This window comes from Labrys sedimenti (genome assembly GCF_034424805.1).
Lineage (GTDB): Bacteria > Pseudomonadota > Alphaproteobacteria > Rhizobiales > Labraceae > Labrys > Labrys sedimenti.
Map to the genome: position 1 here is coordinate 34,399 of NZ_JAXOUF010000027.1, position 18,230 is coordinate 52,628.

Consider the following 18,230-nt stretch of genomic DNA (forward strand, 5'->3'; position numbering starts at 1 on the left):
GGAAAGGGCGGTCAGTCAGTCCACCGCCGACTGCGCGATCTTGGCTTCTGCCTCTCCCACCGCTTCGGGCGTGCCGACATGCAGCCAGATGCCGTCGAGCCGCCGGCCGAACAACCGCCCCTTGGTCTCGGCCGCGTCGAACAGCCGGTTCAGCGAGAAGATCTCGCGCGTGCCTTCGAACAGGTCCGGCTTGATCAGCAGCACCCCCGCATAGGCGAAGGGCGCGGTCTCGTTCTCCCGCCGGCGGGAGAGCAGCCCGGCGCTGTCGAGATGATAGTCACCCCGGCCGTCGAAGCCGATACTGGTCGCCGTCGCCGCCACCAGCATCAGGATGTCCATGCGTTCGGGATCCCAGGCCGCCTCGAGGGCCTCGAGATTGTTCTGCGGCCCCTCGATCCAGAAGCTGTCGCAATTGCAGACGATGAAGGGCGCCTTGCCGAGCAGAGGCAGGGCCTTGCGCACGCCACCGCCGGAATCCAGCAGGCCTGCACGCTCGTCGGAGATCAGGATCTTCGGATGCTGCCGGCCGGAAAGATGGGCTTCCATCTGCTCGGCGAGATAGTGCACGTTCACCACCGCCTTCTCCACGCCCGATGCTGCGAGGCGGTCGAGCACGTGATCGATCAGTGGCTTGCCCGCGATCTCGATCAACGGCTTCGGCCGGACGTCGGTCAGCGGACGCATGCGCTTGCCGAGCCCGGCGGCCAGCAGCATGGCGGTCGAAAAGGGGCGGGTCATGATACTCTGGCTTCTATCGCGAAGACGAAGGTCTCGAACCATTCCCTGAGGTCGGCCAAGGTGGGATGGGCCAAAGCACGGTCGAGATAGGCGCGGATGCGCGGGATGTGCTTGAGATAAGCGGGCTTGCCGTCGCGCTTGTCGAGGCGGGCGAACAGGCCGAGCAGCTTGGTGTTGCGCTGGGCCGCCATCACCGCATAGGCGCGTGCGAAGCCGGCGGGATCGAAAGCGGCATCGGCGCCGCGGCGCGCCTTCACATAGCGCGTCAGCAGCTGGAGCTCGAGCTCCTGGTCCACGCTCACCCGCGCATCGAGGCAGAGCGAGGCCACGTCATAGGCAGGCGGGCCGATCATCGCATCCTGGAAGTCGAGCAGCCCGATGCGCTTGATGCCCTCGCGCCGGGGCAGCCACATCAGGTTCGGCGAGTGGACGTCACGCAGCAGCCAGCTCTGCTCGCCCTTGACGACGGGCGCGAGTGCCGAGCGCCAGAGCGCCGTGAAATGGTCGCGGTTGCGCTGCGACAATTGCGGCGCGCCGATCATCGGCATGTACCATTCGATCAGCAGCTCGACCTCGATATCGAGGGCGCCATGGTCGAAGGACGGGATCCTGTGGTTGATGGCGGAAGCGACCGGCAGCGTATCCGGCAGCTCCATGCCATGCAGGTGAGCGAGCAGGTCGACGGCCACGCCATAGCGCTCGGCCACCGGCTTGCCGTCCTCGGCAATGAAGTCCGTGCCGAAATCCTCCAGCAGGAGCAGGCCGTGCAGCAGATCCTCCTTGAGGATCTGCGGGGCCGAAAAGCCGCGTTCCGCCAAGCCCCTGGCCATCGCCACGAAGGGCTTCACATCCTGGGAGATATGGGCGATCTGGCTGTAGGTCTTGCCATAGCGCACCGGCGTGCGGTCGGTCCGGGCCGGCGAATTCATCAGGATTACCGTGTTCTGCCCGCGCCTCAGCCGGGCATAGGAACGGGTCGAGGCGTCGCCCTGGACATGTTCGCGCGCCGCATCCTGCCAGCCGGCATGGCGCAGGAAATCGCCGGTCTGGGAAAAGCGGCGCAGCCGGGCGGACCAATCGCCCGTCCCCGTCAGCGTCGCGCGCCGGGCGGTCTCGCTGCGGCCGGCATGCACGAAACGGATGTCGAGCCGGTCGGCGGGAAGCGTCTCACCGGCCTTCTCGGGCCATTCGACCAGCACCAGCGCGCCGTCGGGCGCCTCGTCCCAGCCCAGTTCGTCCAGCTCGCTGGCATGGCCGATACGATAGAGATCGGCGTGCACGATCGGGAAGGTCGGCGTGTCGTAGAGCTGGATCAGCGTGAAGGTGGGACTGGAGACTTCCAGCTCCGGATCCTCGGCGATCTCGCGGATCAGGGCGCGGGCAAAGGCGGTCTTGCCGGCACCGAGATCGCCCGACAGGGTAACGAGATCGCCGGCCCGCAGCGTCGCCGCCAGGTCACGGGCCAGCAGCTCGGTCGCCGCTTCGCTCGGCAGGTCGACGGTCCATTGGTGGGTCAGGAGATCGGTCAATGGGCTGGGCCTTTAATGTCATCCCGGACGCGATGCGGCGCGCAGCGACGCTTCGCAGATCCGGGACCGCTCTGGATGTGAGACTTGTTTGTCATGCGATCCCGGATCTGCGGCACAATATTGCATATTGCGCCGCGTCCGGGATGACCCCGGCCTCTCATTCGGCCGCCTCCCTGTGAACGGAGGCGTCGACCGGGAAGCGACAGGTGACGATGGTACCACGGCCTTCCTCGGAGACCAGCTCGACCGTGCCTCCATGCAGTTCCACGAAGGAGCGCACGATGGACAGGCCGAGGCCGACGCCGCGATGGCCGCTCGAGCCGCCATGCGATTCGAAACGGTCGAAGACGCGGTCGATCACCGCCTGGGAAATGCCGCGGCCGCGATCCTCGACCCGGAAGACGATCTCCTGGCCCTTGCGCAGGGCCGAGAGCGTCACGGTGCCCCCGGCCTGCGAGAAGCCGATGGCGTTGGAGAGCAGGTTGAACAGCACCTGGCGCACGCGCTGGCCATCGGCCTCGAAATTGCCGATCGCCTGGCTCGCCTTCATCTCCAGCCGGACGCCGGTCTCGGCCAGGCGCGGCTGCACCGCCTCGGCCACGCCCTGCATGGCTTCGCGGATGTCTACCTTGCCGAGGTCCAGCGTCATCGCGCCGGCATCGATGGTGGCGAGGTCGAGGATGTTGTTGATGATGGCATAGAGCGCATCGGACGAGGTCTTGATGTAGCCGGCATATTGGCGCTGCTTCTCGTTCAGCGGCCCGGCAGCGCCATCGGCCATCAGCTGCACGAAACCGATGATGTTGGTGAGCGGCGAGCGCAGCTCGTAGGAAACATGGTGGACGAAGTCGTTCTTGAGGCGGGCAGCTTCCTCCAGCGCCTCGTTCTTCTCGACCAGGGCGTTCTCGAAATTCACCGAATCGGTGACGTCGGTGAAGGTGGCCAGCGTACCGCCATCCGGCAGCGGCACGGTGGCGACGTCGATGACCGTGCCGTCGACCCGCATCATGCGCTGGTCGGTGGAATGGCGGGCATCGCCGAAGGAGGTGATCACGCCCTTGAGCGCCTGCCACACCGCCTCGTCGCGGAACAGCACCGAACAGCGCGACACCACGTCGTCGATATGAGGACGCTGCTCCAGCATCTCCTGCGGCAACCGCCAGATCGCGGCGAAGGCCGGGTTGGACAGGCGCAGGCGGCCGTCGGAGCCGAAGGCGGCGACGCCTTCCTTCAGATTCTCCAGCGTCTCGCCCTGGACGCGCGACAAGGCCTTGTAGCGGGCCTCCAGATCGATGCGCTCGGTGACATCCTCGAACAGATAGGTGACGCCGCCGGCCGGGTTGGGCGTGGTGACCACTCGCGAGGTGCGGCCATCGGGCAGGTGCCACCAGTGTTCGGCCGGCTCGAAGGCGCGATAGGCCTCGTGCAGCTTCGATTTCCAGGCTCTGAAATCGGCCTGTTCGGGCAGGCGGCGCTGGGCACGCAGGCGGTCGAGGATCTCGCTGTCAGTCGGCTTGCCGTCGAGGAAGGCGGCATCCAGCTGCCAGAGCGCGGCAAAGGACGCGTTGTAGAAGGTGAGGTGCTGGTCGGCGTCGAAGATCGCCACGGCGGTAGCGAGCTGGTCGAGCGTGCGCACATGCGCCTCGATCTGGCGGCCGATATCGGCCCGCATCGTCTCGACTTCCGACACATCGATCGCCATGCCGGCCGAGCCGCGCGAAGAAGGGATATCGATGACGTCGAGCGTGCGCCTGGCGCCACCGACCACCGCCGGCACGCGCTTGAGGAAGGGCTTGCCGTCGTGCCGCGCAGCATTGGCCTCCTCACGGGCCGGCCGGTCGAGCAGCTCGACGTCGCCACTGAGGACGTCGTTCTCGTCCTGGGCGTCAACAGCCCGGGCATAGGCCTTGTTGACCCAGACCAGCTTGTCATTGGCATTACGCAGCCAGAGCGGCACCGGCGCCTCGTCGAGCAGGGAGCGAATCGCCTCGATCTCCTCGCTGGCGCGGCGATGCCGGTCGGCGAGGCGGGCGAGTTCCAGGCGGTCACCGGTGACGTCGCGCAATCGGAGCACGGCCCGCCCGCCGATGGCGCGGCCATCCGCCTCGATATAGCCGCCATGACGCGAGCGTGCCACCATGTGAAAGCTCTCGCCGCGCCCGCGCAGCGCCGCGATCTGTTCTTCCAGCGCGCGGGTATCGTGATAGTCGAGCCAGCCCGTACCGATCAGGCCGCGGCGGGAGGACGAGATGGTGACCCCCGGCAATTCGCCCGAAAGCAGCGGCAGGTCCTCGGTGCCGGACCAGACCGCGATCAGCTGCGGCTCGGACATCAGCAGGGCTTCGGCACGCTCGGCGCGAGCGGCGAGGGCCTGCGCCTCGGCCTTGGCGGCCCGGTCACGCTGGAGCCAGGCATTGCGGGCGCGCAGATAGAACACGGCCAGGCCGGTCGCCAGGATCAGGAGACCGGCGAACAGGGCCAGCATGGCGAGGATGCGGCGATCGGCGCTGGAGAGATTGCCGAACAGGCCTGATGCCGCCGGCATGGTATCGGCCGCCAGGGCGACGGACGTCGGCAGCATGGCCGCCAGGAAAATGCCGGTGCACAGCAAGGCCGAGAGCCGGGCCCTCCCCGACAACCCCGCTTCCTGTCGCCTGCCTTGCCGTCTGTCCTGTCGCATCTTGCTTCGACGAATCCCTTCGGTACCGGACAGGCGCCGGCGAATGACGTTCCGCTCACCCTGAAACGCAACGCGACGTTGGCAGGACCGCGGCGGCCTCGCCCCTCCTTCGAACGAGCGGAAACCACCAGGCTGCTGCGACCCCGTCTGCCAAGGGCGCAGGCACCGATGCGCCCCGCCCTCGCACATTTGCAGGCACCGCGGACCGAATGGAGACCGGCCCTGCCCGCAAAGGGAACCGGCTGTCATTGTGAATGACATCCAGTCTTGCGCGGAAGCACGGCCTCCCGGTCTGCACGACCGTGAACCCGTCCTCCGAATCAGTTCACTTTACCCTCCCCTTGACTCCCGCCGGAAGAGGCCATTCGGCGGCTATGCAAGGAAATTTGAAGGTGCAGGCTCCCGATGAGGGAACCAGACATGACGAAGCGACCCGTCATCTTGGCACCGATCATGGTTACCACGGGCTTAACAAACCCCTGTTCACTCGGGAAATCGCCGAGGGAACACGGATCGGCACTCCAACAAAAAACCGCCCCGGCAAGCGGGGCGGCGCGCAATATCGCTTCACTATGATCGGCTGGAAAAGACTGTCTTTCTACGCCTAGGTGATGAAACGTCCGACGCGAACGGGCTCAGTAGGCCTCACTATTGCTCAATCGACGGGTGACATGCCGAACCGCATGGACCTTGCGGGGTTGAGCGCTATTGTCTCTCGCGCCAATCTGGCGATCATTCTCGCCCGCCTGCTGAACCGCCGCAGGTGCGCCATACAATTCAGGCCCGGTAACGAGACGGCCATGGGCATTGGCAGCCGTAGCGGCAATGACAATACCAAACGCTGCAATCGTAGAAATCGTAAAGATCTTCATGATCTTCTCCTTGAAAATCCATAGGAGGTCGAACAAGCAATGATCTGAATCTACGGCACGCTGTCCCATCTCGCAATTCACGAGCGAGATATGAAGCGTGAACTATTCGTGATGGCGAATTTACCGAGAGAGATAGACCGGAAACAATCCAGCAATACTTATGGCAATTCCGCGATCAGCAAAAATGCGATCGCTTCGGCTGCAGCTGCCTCAAAAATCGGAAGCGATGCCTTTCACTTCCCAATCGCCGTAGCGCACGGGCTCGGGACCGTCGCGGCCATTGATCTCGCGCGGGCGCTCGGCCGGCTTTTCCGCTTTGCGGCGCTCGGCAGCCTCCGCGAGCGCGCGCCTGGCCGCTTCGCTCAAGGTCTTGCCAGGCGCGGCATGGAGAGGCATGTCGGATTCGGGAGCGGACATGGGTTCTCCATCGCAAATATGGTATGTTCGATCAAGCACTTCTATGAAAACTGGCTCGGTTACACGGGCGGCACCGACGGGTGCCCCGCCCGCGGACAACGCGCCGTGAGACTTGACCTTTGGGAACCAAAGTTCACGATACCGGGCTGGCATGTCCGCATTGCAGGCTTCTCATAGATGGGAGCCTGGATCAAAAAAACGAAGAGCCGACTTGTCATGGCGGCAGGTGAGATTATAGTCAGGAAATAAATATTATCCGCAGTGAAGTCTGCGGGACTTGGATTGCAGGCAGGCGAGCATCTCTCATCCGGCGCCATGCAGTCAGGCTCCCTCAGGCCAACGGCGGTCAAGTCGTGCTACGGCGGCTTCGGAGGAGGCTGGCGGAGCGCCAATAACTACAGAAATCCAGAAGCTCAAACCAACCGCCATATCGGCAGAGGGGAAGAATATATGACAAGAGTAGCCGTCATCGGCGCCGGTCCCTCGGGCTTGGCGCAGCTCCGCGCCTTCCAATCAGCTGCCCGCAAGGGTGCTGCCATTCCCGAAATCGTCTGCTTCGAAAAGCAGTCGGACTGGGGGGGCCTGTGGAACTATACGTGGCGCACGGGCCTGGACGAATATGGCGAGCCGGTGCATGGCAGCATGTATCGCTATCTCTGGTCGAACGGCCCCAAGGAATGCCTGGAATTCGCCGACTACTCTTTCGAGGAGCATTTCGGCAAGCCGATCCCGTCCTATCCACCGCGCGCGGTGCTGTGGGACTACATCAAGGGCCGCGTCGAGAAGGCGGATGTGCGCAAATGGGTGCGCTTCAACACGCCGGTGCGCATGGTGCGTTTCGACGAGGCCACCAAGAAGTTTACGGTGACCGCCCATGAACGCACCGAAGACCGCATGTATGACGAGGAGTTCGACTATGTCGTGGTGGCCTCCGGCCACTTCTCCACGCCGAACGTGCCCTATTTCGAAGGCGTGAAGAGCTTCAACGGCCGCGTGCTGCATGCACACGACTTCCGCGACGCCCTGGAATTCAAGGGCAAGGACATCCTGCTTGTCGGCCGTTCCTATTCGGCCGAGGACATCGGTTCGCAGTGCTGGAAATATGGCGCCAAATCGGTGACCACCAGCTACCGTTCCAAGCCGATGGGCTTCAAATGGCCGGCCAATTTCGAAGAGCGCCCGCTGCTGCAGCGCCTGGAAAACCGTACGGCCTATTTCGCCGACGGCTCCAGCAAGGAAGTCGACGCGCTGATCCTGTGCACCGGCTACCAGCACCACTTCCCGTTCCTGCCGGATGACCTGCGCCTGAAGACGGCCAACCGGCTCTGGGCCGACCACCTCTACAAGGGCGTGATCTTCGACAAGAACCCGCAGCTCTTCTATATCGGCATGCAGGATCAGTTCTACACCTTCAACATGTTCGACGTGCAGGCCTGGTGGGCCCGCGACGTGATCATGGGCCGTATCAATCTGCCGCCGGAAGCCGAGCTCCAGGCCAATTTTGACGCCTGGCGTGCTCGCGAGGAAACCCTCGAAAATGCCGAGCAGATGATCTGGTTCCAGGGCGACTATGTGAAGGAGCTGCTGGCCGAGACCGACTATCCGCAATTCGACATCGAGAACACCAACAAGACCTTCATGGAGTGGGAGCACCACAAGATGGAGGACATCATGGGCTTCCGCGACCATGGCTATCGCTCGCTGATGACCGGCACCATGGCGCCCAAGCACCATACGCGCTGGGTCGAGGCGCTCGACGACAGTATGGAAACCTATCTGCGCACCGAGCCGGAGGCGGCCACCAAGGTAGCGTAAGGCCTCTAGATGATAGGCATTTGTGACGCCGGCCCCGAGATATGCGGGGCCGGCGTTTGCGTTTCCTGGGACCGCCGGCATCTTGCCCGCTCTTGGAGCCGTTGCATTGGCAGGGAGGAAGAGCCAGCATGATGCTGGCGGTCGCAGGGGTGGGTCAGTGCCCCGCTCCCCCGATCCGCTCCGCCAGGAAATCCACGAAGGCCCGGATGCGGGCGGCCAGGTGATCGTGGCCGACGAAAACGGCGTGGATCAACTCGACGTCGAGGGCATTGTAGTCCTCCAGAAGCGGCACCAGCAGGCCGGCATCGATGTCGGGCTGAACATGAAAACGGCCGAGGCGCACCAGGCCGAGACCGTCCAGGCAGAGCTTGCGCATAGTCGGCCCATTGTTGGCCTGGAGATTGCCGGAGACCTGCACCCGCCGCAAGGAAGCCGAACCGGGATCGCGGAAGGGCCAGCTGTCGAGGCCGCGCCGGAAGTTGAACAGCAGACAGTTATGCCGCTCGAGATCCTCGGGTGTAGCGGGCATGCCGTGACGGGCGAGATAGCCGGGCGAAGCGGTGATCACTCGGCGGCTCTCCAAGATCTTGCGCGCCTTCAGCGTCGAATCGCGCAGGGGTCCTGAGCGGATGGCGATGTCGGCCTTCTCCTCGACGAGGTCGATGACGTCATCGGTGAGCGAGAGGTCGAGCTCCACCTTGGGATAACGCGCCAGGAAGTCGGGCAGCACCGGCACGACGCAGCGCGCGCCGAATCCCACCGAGGCGCTGACGCGTAGCCGCCCCGATGGCACGACCTCGCCGCCGCTCGAGATCATGCGCTCCGTCTCGGCGATGTCGGCCAGAATGGCCTGGGCACGCCCCAGATAGGTTTCCCCTTCCGGCGTGAGCTGCAAGGTTCGCGTCGTGCGCACCAGCAGGCGGGCTCCGAGCCGGTCCTCGATGCGGGTGACGAGCTTGCTCACTGCCGAGGGCGAGAGATGCAGCTTGCGTCCGGCTGCCGAGAAACTGCGCAATTCGGCCGCGGTGACGAACACCTCCATCTCACCCGCCCGATTGTCCATGGCCATCCCTTATGAATTGAATTCAAAGCTATTCGCTCATTATGCCCGATTATCATAGCAATGCGCAGCGATCATATTCGCCCCAATATTCATTCACCCTTGTTGGGACCTTTCTCATGCCCCTTGCCCTCCTTGCCCTCACGATCGCGGCCTATGCGATCGGCACCACGGAGTTCGTGATCGTCGGCCTGCTGCCGACGGTCGCTTCCGATCTCGGCATCACCTTGCCGCTCGCCGGCCTGATCGTCAGCGTCTATGCCCTCGGCGTGACCTTCGGCGCCCCCATCCTGACCGCCCTCACCGGCCGCCTCGGCCGCAAGGGCCTGCTGCTCGGCCTGATGGCGCTTTTCATCATCGGCAACAGCGCGGCCGCGCTCAGCCCCAGCTATGAATTGCTGCTGGTCGCGCGCGTGCTCTCGGCCTTTGCCCATGGCGTGTTCTTCTCGGTCGGCGCCACTATCGCAGCCGATCTTGTCGCGCCCGATCGTCGTGCCTCGGCCATCGCCATGATGTTCATGGGCCTGACGGTGGCGATCGTCACCGGCGTGCCGCTCGGTACCTTCATCGGCCAGAGCTTCGGCTGGCGCGCCACCTTCTGGGGCGTCGCGGGCCTCGGCCTGATCGCCTTCGCGGCCATCGCCGTGTTGCTGCCATCCACGCTGCGCAAGGCGCCGCCGGCCAGGCTGATCGACCAGGTCCGGGTTCTCGGCAGCGGCCGCCTGCTGCTGGTCTTCGCCATGACGGCGCTCGGCTATGGCGGTACCTTCGTCGCCTTCACCTATCTCGCCTCGATCCTGGAGAAGATTACCGGCTTTGCCGCCGGCAGCGTCAGCCTGATCCTGGTGCTCTATGGCGCGGCGATCGCCGTGGGCAATCTCGTGGGCGGCCGCATCGCCGACCGCAATCCCGTCAAGGCCCTGATCGTCCTGTTCGCCCTGCAGGCCGCCGTACTGGCCGCCTTCGCCTTCACCGCAACCTCGCCGGTGCTGACCCTGGTGACGCTGGCCGCGCTGGGCTTCCTGTCCTTCGCCAATGTGCCCGGCCTGCAGCTCTATGTGGTGCAGCTGGCCAAGGCCCATCGCCCGGCTGCCGTCGACGTCGCCTCCGCCCTCAACATCGCCGCCTTCAACCTCGGCATCGCCCTGGGCGCCTGGGTCGGCGGGCTGGTGGTGGCCTCGCCGCTCGGCCTCGGCCTGACGCCCCTGGTCGGTGCCGCCCTGGTCGCCATCGCCCTGGTGCTGACGCTGTGGAGCGCCGCGCTCGACCGCCAGCCCCAACCCATCGGCCAGTCGGCCTGATCTAGTTCCGTTTCTCGAAAGGACATTACCATGGACTATCGTCGTCTCGGCGCGTCCGGCCTTGAAGTGCCGGTCCTCAGCTTCGGTGCCGGCACGTTCGGCGGCTCGGGGCCCCTGTTCGGCGCCTGGGGCACTACGGACGAGAAGGAAGCACGCCGCCTTCTCGATATCTGCCTCGAGGCCGGCGTAACCCTGTTCGACACCGCCGACGTCTATTCCAATGGTGCGTCCGAGGAAGTTCTCGGCGCCGCCATCAAGGGCCGCCGCAGCGAGGTGCTGATCTCGACCAAGACCGCCTTGCCGATGGGTGACGGGCCGCGCGACTACGGCACCTCGCGCGAGCGGCTGATCCGTTCCGTGGAGGCGGCATTGCGCCGCCTCGGCACCGACCATATCGACCTCCTGCAGTTGCACGCCTTCGATGCGGCCACGCCGATCGAGGAGGTGCTCTCGACGCTGGACGGCCTCGTGCGGGCCGGCAAGGTGCGCTATCTCGGCGTTTCCAACTTTTCCGGCTGGCAGCTCATGAAGTCGCTCGCCGTCGCCGACCGGCATGGCTGGACACGCTATGTCGCCAACCAGGCCTATTACTCCCTGATCGGCCGCGACTATGAGTGGGAGCTGATGCCCCTCGGCCTCGACCAGGGGGTCGGCGCGCTGGTGTGGAGCCCGCTCGGCTGGGGCCGCCTCACCGGCAAACTCCGGCGCGGCCAGGCGCTGCCGGCTGGAAGCCGGCTGCACCAAACCGCCGATTTCGGCCCGCCGGTGGACGACGAACGCCTGTTCCGCGTCATCGACGCCCTGAACGAAGTGGCCGAGGAGACCGGCAAGACAGTGCCGCAGATCGCCATCAACTGGCTCACCAGCCGCCCCACCGTCTCCTCGGTGATCATCGGCGCCCGCAACGAGGACCAGCTCAGGCAGAATCTCGGCGCCATCGGCTGGAGCCTGACGCCGGAACAGCGCCAGAAGCTCGACGCGGCCAGCAGCGTGGAAGCGGCCTATCCCTACTTCCCCTATCGCCGCCAGGAAGGCTTTGCTCGGCTGAACCCGCCAGCGGTGTAAGGGGCGGAGGGACGTCGGTGTTCGGCTAGGACCATAGATATTTGCCGAGCACCGCCCCAATCTCAGCCTCGGTAGCAAAGTCCCCACGGTTGGCGTCGGCAAGGCCAGCTTCGATCTCCACACGCCACGGCTCACGCGAAGCGCTGGCTGTCTCGGCCGGCACGCGGGATGGGACGGCAGCGGTAGCAGTCGCGCGGCTGACGTCCCCCTCGCCCCCCCCTTGTAATATTCGACATCTCGGTTACCCCTTCACCCGCTCCATCCTCGGATCATAGAGCGACTCCAGGAACACCTCCGCCTTCACCCGTTCCGTCGCGACTTCCAGCTCATAGCTGCCAGAAAGCACATAGTCGGCATCGACGCCGGCGGGATCGCGGACATAGCCGTAGCCGATATTCTTAGCCACCGTGTAGCCATAGCCGGCCGAGGCCAGCCAGCCGCAGCGCTTGCCGTCGCGATAGATGGTCTCGCGGCCGAGCAGGATCACCTTGGGATCGTCGACGGTAAAACCCGCCAGCAAGCGCGGCAGCGGCTTGGCGGCCTGCTCGATCAGGGCCTCGCGACCGAGGAAGGGAATGTCTTTCTTCAGCTTCGCCGCCCAGCCAAGCCCGGCCACCAGGGGCGAATGATCCGGCCCGATCTCGCCACCCCAGGCCCGGTAGCCTTTTTCCAGGCGCAGCGATTCGATGGCGCGATAGCCGGCATTGACGAGACCAAGCGGCGTGCCGGCGGCCATCAGCGCGTCATAGACCGTCAGCGCGAACTCCATCGGCACATGCAGCTCCCAGCCGAGCTCGCCGACATAGGTCACGCGCAGGGCCAGAACGCGTGCCCCGGCGATGTGCAGCGGCCTTGCGCTGCCGAAGGGCGCGGCGGCATTGGAGAGATCCTCGCCGGTGAGCGCAGCGAGAATGGCGCGTGCCTTCGGACCCATCAGCACCAGCACGGAAAATTGCGAGGTGACGTCCTCGACCTGCACGTCGCGCCCGTCGGGGATGTTGCGCCGGATCCAGTCGAGGTCATGGGTGGCGAAGCCGGTGCCGGTGACGAGATAGTAGCTGCCGTCGCCGAGCCTGGCCACGGTGAGGTCGGTCTCGATGCCGCCCTTGCGGTTGAGCATCTGGGTATAGGTCAGGCTGCCCGGCTTCTTGACCACGTCGTTGGCGCAGAGCCAGGACAGTGCCTTGTCGGCATCACGCCCCTTCACCGTGAACTTGGCGAAGGAGGTCTGGTCGAACACCACGGCAGCCTCGCGGCAGGCCCTGTGCTCGCGGCCGACGGCCTCGAACCAGTTCTGGCGGCCATAGGTATAGACGTCCCTGGCCTCCTCGCCCGCTGCGGCGAACCAGTTGGGCCGCTCCCAGCCGAGCTTTTCGCCGAACACCGCACCCTGCGCCTTCAGCCGGTCATAGAGCGGGGAGCGGCGCAGGGGACGGCCGGACTGATATTCCTCGAAGGGCCAGGCCATGGTGTAGTGCTTGGCATAGGCCTCCATGGTGCGCTGGCGCACCCAGCCGGTATCGAGCGTGTTCTTGCCGAAGCGACGGATATCGACGGCCCAGAGGTCATAGGGCGGCTCGCCCCTGGCCACCCATTCGGCCAGGGCCATGCCGGCCCCGCCACCTGAGGCGATGCCGAAGGCGTTGAAGCCGCAGCCGACATAGACACCCTTGGTCTCCGGCGCCGCGCCGAGGATGAAATTGCCGTCCGGCGTGAAGCTCTCAGGCCCATTGATGAACTGCTTGATGCCGGCATTTTCCATGGCCGGCACACGGCCGATGGCGAGCTCCATCAGCGGCTCGAAATGATCGAGATCGTTGTCCAGCAGCTGGAACTCGAACTTTTCGGTTGCACCACTATTGGTCCAGGGCTTGGGATTGGGCTCGTAGCCGCCCATCACCAGGCCGCCGACCTCCTCCTTCCAGTAGGTGAGGCGATCGGGATCGCGCAAGGTCGGCAAATTGGAGGTGACGCCCTCGATCCGCTCGGTGATCAGATATTGATGTTGCATCGACACCAAGGGGATGTTGACCCCGGCCATGCGGCCGATCTCACGCGACCATTGGCCGGCGCAAATGACGATTTTCTCCGCTTGGATACGCCCCTGGTCGGTCAAGACAGCCTTGGCGACGCCACCCTCAACCTCAATGCCGGTGACGGTGACGCCCTCGCGGAACGTCACGCCGCCCATGCGCGCACCCTTGGCGAGCGACTGGGTGATGTCGGAGGGCGAAGCCTGCCCGTCCGTCGGCAGGAAGGCGGCGCCGACCACGTCGTCGACCTGCATCAGCGGCCAGAGATCCTGCGCCTCCTTCGGGCTGAGCAACTGCATTTCCAGGCCGAAGGAGGTGGCCGTGGTGGCCTGGCGCTTCACCTCGGTCCAACGCTCCTGGTTGCAGGCGAGCCTGAGGCCGCCATTGCGTTTCCAGCCGGTGGCGAGGCCGGTTTCCTGTTCCAGCCGGTCATAGAGGGCGACGGAATAACCGAGCAACTGGGTGATGTTGGCATTGGTCCTGAGCTGCCCGACCAGGCCGGCCGCATGCCAGGTCGAGCCCGAGGTGAGCTTGCCGCGCTCGAGCACCAGCACGTCCGTCAGCCCCATCTTGGCGAGATGATAGGCGGTGGAACAGCCGATGATGCCGCCACCGATGATGACGATCTTGGCTGAGGAAGGCAGGTCGGACATGGAAATCTCCTGGGAGCGCGGGCGTCCTCGCCCGCTCTTGGAAATACGGCGCATGGGGAAAGAGCGGGCGAGGACGCCCGCGCTCCCGGGGATTATTCGTCCCGCCATGCCTGATACGCCGCCTCATAGCGCCTGAGATTCTCGGCGGTGTAGGCGGCATAGTCGAAATCGAGGGTGGAATAGATTTCAGACACCATGCTCCACATGGTCTCGCGCAGCAGCGAAGCGGCGGTCATGGCGGCCAGGCGCCGGCGCAATCCATCATCGAGGGGCCGCTCGAAATAGGCCTCCGTCAGACCGTCACGCGCAGCGACGTCGAGCTCGGAGTTGGAGGCAAGGCCGCCAAGATCGAACAGAGGCGAGTTGAAGCCGGCATAGTCCCAGTCGACCAGCCAAAGGCGCTTGCCGTCATCGAGGAAATTGGCGGCGAGCAGATCGTTATGGCCGAAAACGATGTCGACCGGGCCGACGCCTTCCTCCAGGCGCTCGCTCTCGGCCAACAGGCGAGGCAACAGCGCCAGATGCCGGCTGGAACCCTCCCTCAGTGTATGGCCATAGTCACGCAGGACCTGGAACACCCAGAAGATCGCCGCCGGGCCCCGGAAGAAGCGGGGCATCTCGCGATGGCAGCGTCTGACAAGTTCGATCATGGCCTGATGGTTGCGTGGATCACGCACATCCTCGGGCGTAAAGGTGCGACCCTCGATGAAGCGCAGCACCAGCGCGCCGGGCTCGTGATGCACCACCTCCGGCGAGATCCCGGCGGCGAAGGCGGCCTTGCTCGCTGCCAGTTCGTTGGCACGGCTGATCTGATGAAGAGGAATGTCGTCACCGATCCGCACGACATATTTGCCGTCGCCGTCCACCACGGTGAAGTTGGTGTTGGTGATACCGCCGCCGAGCGGCTGCGGCTCGACCCTGCCGCGCCAGCAGGCCAGGGTCGCCGCCCTCTCCCGGGGGCTGTGAAGCGGCACCTTGGGCATGGCGGCTCCGGATGGTTTGTTCAAGGTTGGGGCAGCCTAACCCGATCGGTATCAAATCGTCCAGACGGCACGCCAGACAATGGTCGTGGTGGCGGAGCCCCTTCGGTGCCTTCGAAGCCGGTGCCTCGTCAATTCCAATACCGCCTAAGCCTTGGCTTTTCGTGCCGCATGCGACAAAAGGGGATCGGAAGCGGCGTATTGCAGCAATGCAGTCGTCCGCTCGCGCACGTTTGGAAAGGGCCGTTCGGGCTCAAAACATCGGAGTTACGGTCGGCCCGAAGGGAGACTTCAGGGAAGATTCGTCGTCTCCATTGGCAGAATGACGCCACGGTAAGGCCGGAGTTCTTTTGTGATTCGAGTGCAACGGTAACATGGCGACCGGGCGGACAGATCGGGTGATCACCCCGACGACGCGAAGTGCCACCCAGATCATGGAGTGCCACGACTGCGGACTGCTGCATGACGTGCCGCCGCTTCAGGACGGCATGCGGGCACGCTGCTCGCGCTGCGGCGCCACCATGGAGCATTACCGCGCCATCTCGCTGAGCCATGCCTATGCCTACAGCCTGGCCGGCGCGGCCTGCTTTGCCATGGCCAATTTCCTGCCCTTCATCAAGCTGGAGATTTCCGGCCGGATACAGGTCGCCGGGCTCGTCACCGGCATCAAGTCACTCTACGACCAGGGCCTGTGGGAACTGGCGATCGTGGTCGGCATCACCATGCTGGTGGCGCCGGGCCTGCAGATTCTCGCCCGCCTCGCGGTCCTGACCGGGCTGAGGATGCGGCGCCCGCCGCGCTGGCTGCCTCTGGTTCATCGCGGCTCCAGCTTCGTCGGCCGCTGGGCGATGATCGAAGTCTACATATTCGGCCTGATCGTCGCCTATGTGAAGCTGATCGAGCTCGCCAGCATCGAACTCGGCCCCGCCGTGTTCGCGGTGGCGGTACTGATGCTGGTGACGGTAGCGACCAGCGCCCTGCTCGACGACGAGACCATCTGGCGCAGCTTCGAGCGCAAGGGCCTGGTGCCGCCGCCGCCGGTGGTGAACCCCAGGCGACCCGTGGCGCTGTGCGAAGCCTGCGGGCTTGCATCCAACCTGCCCGATTCGGGCCATGGCGACTGCCCGCGCTGCAAGGCGGCGCTGCATCTACGCAAGCCCGACAGCATCAACCGCACCTGGGCCCTGCTGATCACCGCCGCCATCCTCTACATCCCCGCCAACATCTACCCGATCATGGCGGTCTACATGCTCGGGCGCGGAGATCCCTCCACCATCATCGGCGGCATCATCCAGTTGGCGGATGCCGGCATGTGGCCGGTGGCGGCAGTGGTCTTCATCGCCTCGATCCTGGTACCCACGCTCAAACTGGTGGGCTTGGCGACCTTGCTGATCACCACCCAGCGCGGCTCGACCTGGCGCCTGCGGGACCGCACCGTCGCCTATCGCCTGATCGAATTCATCGGACGCTGGTCGATGGTCGACATCTTCATGATCTCGATCCTGGTGGCGCTGGTGCAATTGGGTGGGGTGGCCAGCATCCAGCCCGGCGTCGGTGCCATCGCCTTCGCCGCCGTGGTGATCATCACCATGATCGCGTCCGAATGTTTCGACCCCCGCCTGATGTGGGACAATCTCGACCGCCAGAAGGGAAAGCCAAGCCATTGACCGATTCCGATGCCCCCCAGAATGGCGCTTTCGAGCATGGCGACGGCCCGGCCACACCCGAAATCGGCAAGCCGCGCCGGCGCCTGCCCCTGATCTGGCTGGTGCCGCTGGCCGCGATCGGGGTCGGTCTCTATCTGGCCTGGGTCACGCTGTCGGAGAAGGGCCCCGAGATCACCATCTCCTTCCGCACGGCCGAGGGGCTGGAACCGGGCAAGACCCAATTGCGCTACAAGGCCATCGTGTTCGGCACGGTGAAGAGCGTGACGCTGGCGCCCGACGGCAGCCACATCATCGCCACCGCCGAGATGTCCAAGCAGGCAGCGCCCCTGATGCGCCGGAACTCCCTGTTCTGGGTGGTGCGCCCGCGCCTGTCGGCGAGTTCGGGCGTGTCGGGCCTGTCGACCCTGCTGTCCGGCGTCTATATCGAGTTCGATCCGGCCACGTCCGGCGAGACGACCGACAGCTTCACCGGCCTGGAAGTCCCGCCCGTCATCCCCACCGATGCCCCCGGCACCGAATTCGCCCTCAAGGCCACTCAGATCGGCTCGGTCGGCGTAGGCTCGCCGATCTTCTATCGCGGCCTCGAAGTCGGCCAGGTCCTGGGCTACGATTCTTCCAACGCCTCCGAGGGCATCACCATCCGTGCTTTCGTGCGCGACCCCTATGACAAGGAGGTGCTCACCTCCAGTCATTTCTGGAGTGCCTCGGGCGTCTCGCTCACCACCGGCCCGCAGGGCTTCCGGCTGCAGCTGGATTCCCTCCAGGCCCTGCTCGCGGGCGGCATCGCCTTCGATACGCCGACCGGCGTGCCGGCGGGCGGGCGGGCGCCTTCCAAAACGGCTTTCACGCTCTACAGCGACAAGGCCAGCGCCGACGAGGCCAAATATACCATCCGGCTGCGCTATCTGGTCTATTTCGACTCCTCGGTCGGCGGCCTCGTGGCCGGCTCCAATGTGGAGTGGCATGGCCTCAAGATCGGCCAGGTCGTCGACGTCAACCTGCAATATGACGTCACCAAGAATGCGCCGCGCGCGCCCGTGCTGATCGAGATCGAGCCTCAGCGCGTCCAGGTGGTTGGCGCCACCGGCCCGATCGATCCCGAGACCGTGCTGAAGTCGCTGGTCGCCAAGGGGCTGCGCGCGGAGATCAAGACCAGCAACTACCTCACCGGCCAGAGCGTCGTGTCGCTGGACATCGATCCCAAGGCTGCACCGGCGCAATTGGGGACCGGCGACGCCTATCCGGTGATCCCGACCAATCCGAACCAGTTCGATTCAGCCCTGCGCTCGGTCAACGACATTCTCGACCGTATTTCGAAACTGCCGCTGGACAAGCTGGTGCTCCAGGCCAACGACACCATGAAGTCGTTCCAGGACCTGGCCGCCGGACCGGAAATCAAGGAATCGCTGCGTTCGCTCGC

The 18,230-nt window shown here is 65.0% G+C and carries 14 protein-coding genes; 6 read left to right on the forward strand and 8 right to left on the reverse strand.

Going from position 1 to position 18,230, the window contains the following annotated elements; translation table 11 throughout:
• Positions 1–15: 15 nt before the first annotated feature.
• The 3 genes from U1R88_RS32535 to U1R88_RS32545 all read right to left on the reverse strand — a co-directional run bounded on the left by U1R88_RS32535 (position 16) and on the right by U1R88_RS32545 (position 4,905).
• Positions 16–738, reverse strand: coding sequence for a nucleotidyltransferase family protein (locus tag U1R88_RS32535; protein WP_068283757.1), 723 nt, complete (start codon positions 736–738; stop codon positions 16–18).
• A complete protein-coding gene (gene tsaE / locus U1R88_RS32540) occupies positions 735–2,267 on the reverse strand; it encodes a tRNA (adenosine(37)-N6)-threonylcarbamoyltransferase complex ATPase subunit type 1 TsaE (RefSeq protein ID WP_322435041.1) in 1,533 nt (510 codons plus the stop codon). The genes U1R88_RS32535 and tsaE overlap by 4 nt, the downstream gene beginning before the upstream one ends.
• A gap of 157 nt (positions 2,268–2,424) precedes the next feature.
• Positions 2,425–4,905: a PAS domain-containing sensor histidine kinase gene (locus U1R88_RS32545; protein WP_322435042.1), complete on the reverse strand. Its 2,481-nt coding sequence runs from the start codon at positions 4,903–4,905 to the stop codon at positions 2,425–2,427.
• Between the two features lie 434 nt (positions 4,906–5,339).
• Between U1R88_RS32545 and U1R88_RS32550 the strand changes: the two genes are divergently transcribed.
• The gene (locus tag U1R88_RS32550; protein ID WP_322435043.1) at positions 5,340–5,555 is read left to right on the forward strand and encodes a hypothetical protein; all 216 of its coding nucleotides are present in this window, start codon (positions 5,340–5,342) and stop codon (positions 5,553–5,555) included.
• A 27-nt stretch (positions 5,556–5,582) separates the two neighbouring features.
• Here the strand turns inward: U1R88_RS32550 and U1R88_RS32555 are convergent, their stop codons facing one another.
• Both U1R88_RS32555 and U1R88_RS32560 read right to left on the reverse strand, forming a co-directional pair.
• Positions 5,583–5,819, reverse strand: a complete 237-nt coding sequence (locus U1R88_RS32555) for a hypothetical protein (RefSeq protein ID WP_322435044.1) — start codon at positions 5,817–5,819, stop codon at positions 5,583–5,585.
• Positions 5,820–6,029: 210 nt separating this feature from the next.
• The gene (locus tag U1R88_RS32560; protein WP_322435045.1) at positions 6,030–6,236 is read right to left on the reverse strand and encodes a DUF1674 domain-containing protein; all 207 of its coding nucleotides are present in this window, start codon (positions 6,234–6,236) and stop codon (positions 6,030–6,032) included.
• A gap of 450 nt (positions 6,237–6,686) precedes the next feature.
• Here U1R88_RS32560 and U1R88_RS32565 point away from each other — a divergent pair, with 450 nt between their 5' ends.
• Positions 6,687–8,051 carry a trimethylamine monooxygenase gene (locus U1R88_RS32565; protein WP_322435046.1) on the forward strand — a complete coding sequence of 455 codons (1,365 nt, stop codon included), beginning with the start codon at positions 6,687–6,689 and terminating at the stop codon, positions 8,049–8,051.
• A 154-nt stretch (positions 8,052–8,205) separates the two neighbouring features.
• Here the strand turns inward: U1R88_RS32565 and U1R88_RS32570 are convergent, their stop codons facing one another.
• Positions 8,206–9,114: a LysR family transcriptional regulator gene (locus tag U1R88_RS32570; RefSeq protein WP_322435047.1), complete on the reverse strand. Its 909-nt coding sequence runs from the start codon at positions 9,112–9,114 to the stop codon at positions 8,206–8,208.
• A 116-nt stretch (positions 9,115–9,230) separates the two neighbouring features.
• Between U1R88_RS32570 and U1R88_RS32575 the strand changes: the two genes are divergently transcribed.
• On the forward strand, positions 9,231–10,412 hold the full coding sequence (locus U1R88_RS32575) for an MFS transporter (protein WP_322435048.1): 1,182 nt from the start codon (positions 9,231–9,233) through the stop codon (positions 10,410–10,412).
• A gap of 30 nt (positions 10,413–10,442) precedes the next feature.
• Positions 10,443–11,477 carry an aldo/keto reductase gene (locus tag U1R88_RS32580; RefSeq protein ID WP_322435049.1) on the forward strand — a complete coding sequence of 345 codons (1,035 nt, stop codon included), beginning with the start codon at positions 10,443–10,445 and terminating at the stop codon, positions 11,475–11,477.
• Between the two features lie 241 nt (positions 11,478–11,718).
• Here U1R88_RS32580 and U1R88_RS32585 read toward each other — a convergent pair whose 3' ends face one another.
• The gene (locus tag U1R88_RS32585) at positions 11,719–14,163 is read right to left on the reverse strand and encodes a GcvT family protein (protein WP_322435050.1); all 2,445 of its coding nucleotides are present in this window, start codon (positions 14,161–14,163) and stop codon (positions 11,719–11,721) included.
• Between the two features lie 92 nt (positions 14,164–14,255).
• Entirely contained in the window at positions 14,256–15,146 is an 891-nt protein-coding gene (locus U1R88_RS32590) for a phosphotransferase (protein WP_322435051.1), read from the reverse strand.
• A gap of 395 nt (positions 15,147–15,541) precedes the next feature.
• On the opposite strand from U1R88_RS32590, the gene U1R88_RS32595 reads away from it, so the two are divergent.
• Complete coding sequence (locus U1R88_RS32595; RefSeq protein ID WP_162275049.1) at positions 15,542–16,810, forward strand: paraquat-inducible protein A; 1,269 nt, start codon at positions 15,542–15,544, stop codon at positions 16,808–16,810.
• Positions 16,807–18,230: PqiB family protein (locus U1R88_RS32600; protein ID WP_322435052.1), on the forward strand; the 1,424-nt coding region annotated here is incomplete at its 3' end. The genes U1R88_RS32595 and U1R88_RS32600, both read left to right, overlap by 4 nt.

Excerpts from the sequence above, each read along its gene's own strand:
- U1R88_RS32535 (WP_068283757.1), bottom strand. The coding sequence starts at position 738 with ATGACCCGCCCCTTTTCGACCGCCATGCTGCTGGCCGCCGGGCTCGGC.
- U1R88_RS32555 (WP_322435044.1), bottom strand. The coding sequence starts at position 5,819 with ATGAAGATCTTTACGATTTCTACGATTGCAGCGTTTGGTATTGTCATT.
- U1R88_RS32560 (WP_322435045.1), bottom strand. The coding sequence starts at position 6,236 with ATGTCCGCTCCCGAATCCGACATGCCTCTCCATGCCGCGCCTGGCAAG.
- U1R88_RS32565 (WP_322435046.1), top strand. The coding sequence starts at position 6,687 with ATGACAAGAGTAGCCGTCATCGGCGCCGGTCCCTCGGGCTTGGCGCAG.
- U1R88_RS32570 (WP_322435047.1), bottom strand. The coding sequence starts at position 9,114 with ATGGACAATCGGGCGGGTGAGATGGAGGTGTTCGTCACCGCGGCCGAA.
- U1R88_RS32575 (WP_322435048.1), top strand. The coding sequence starts at position 9,231 with ATGCCCCTTGCCCTCCTTGCCCTCACGATCGCGGCCTATGCGATCGGC.
- U1R88_RS32580 (WP_322435049.1), top strand. The coding sequence starts at position 10,443 with ATGGACTATCGTCGTCTCGGCGCGTCCGGCCTTGAAGTGCCGGTCCTC.
- U1R88_RS32585 (WP_322435050.1), bottom strand. The coding sequence starts at position 14,163 with ATGTCCGACCTGCCTTCCTCAGCCAAGATCGTCATCATCGGTGGCGGC.
- U1R88_RS32590 (WP_322435051.1), bottom strand. The coding sequence starts at position 15,146 with ATGCCCAAGGTGCCGCTTCACAGCCCCCGGGAGAGGGCGGCGACCCTG.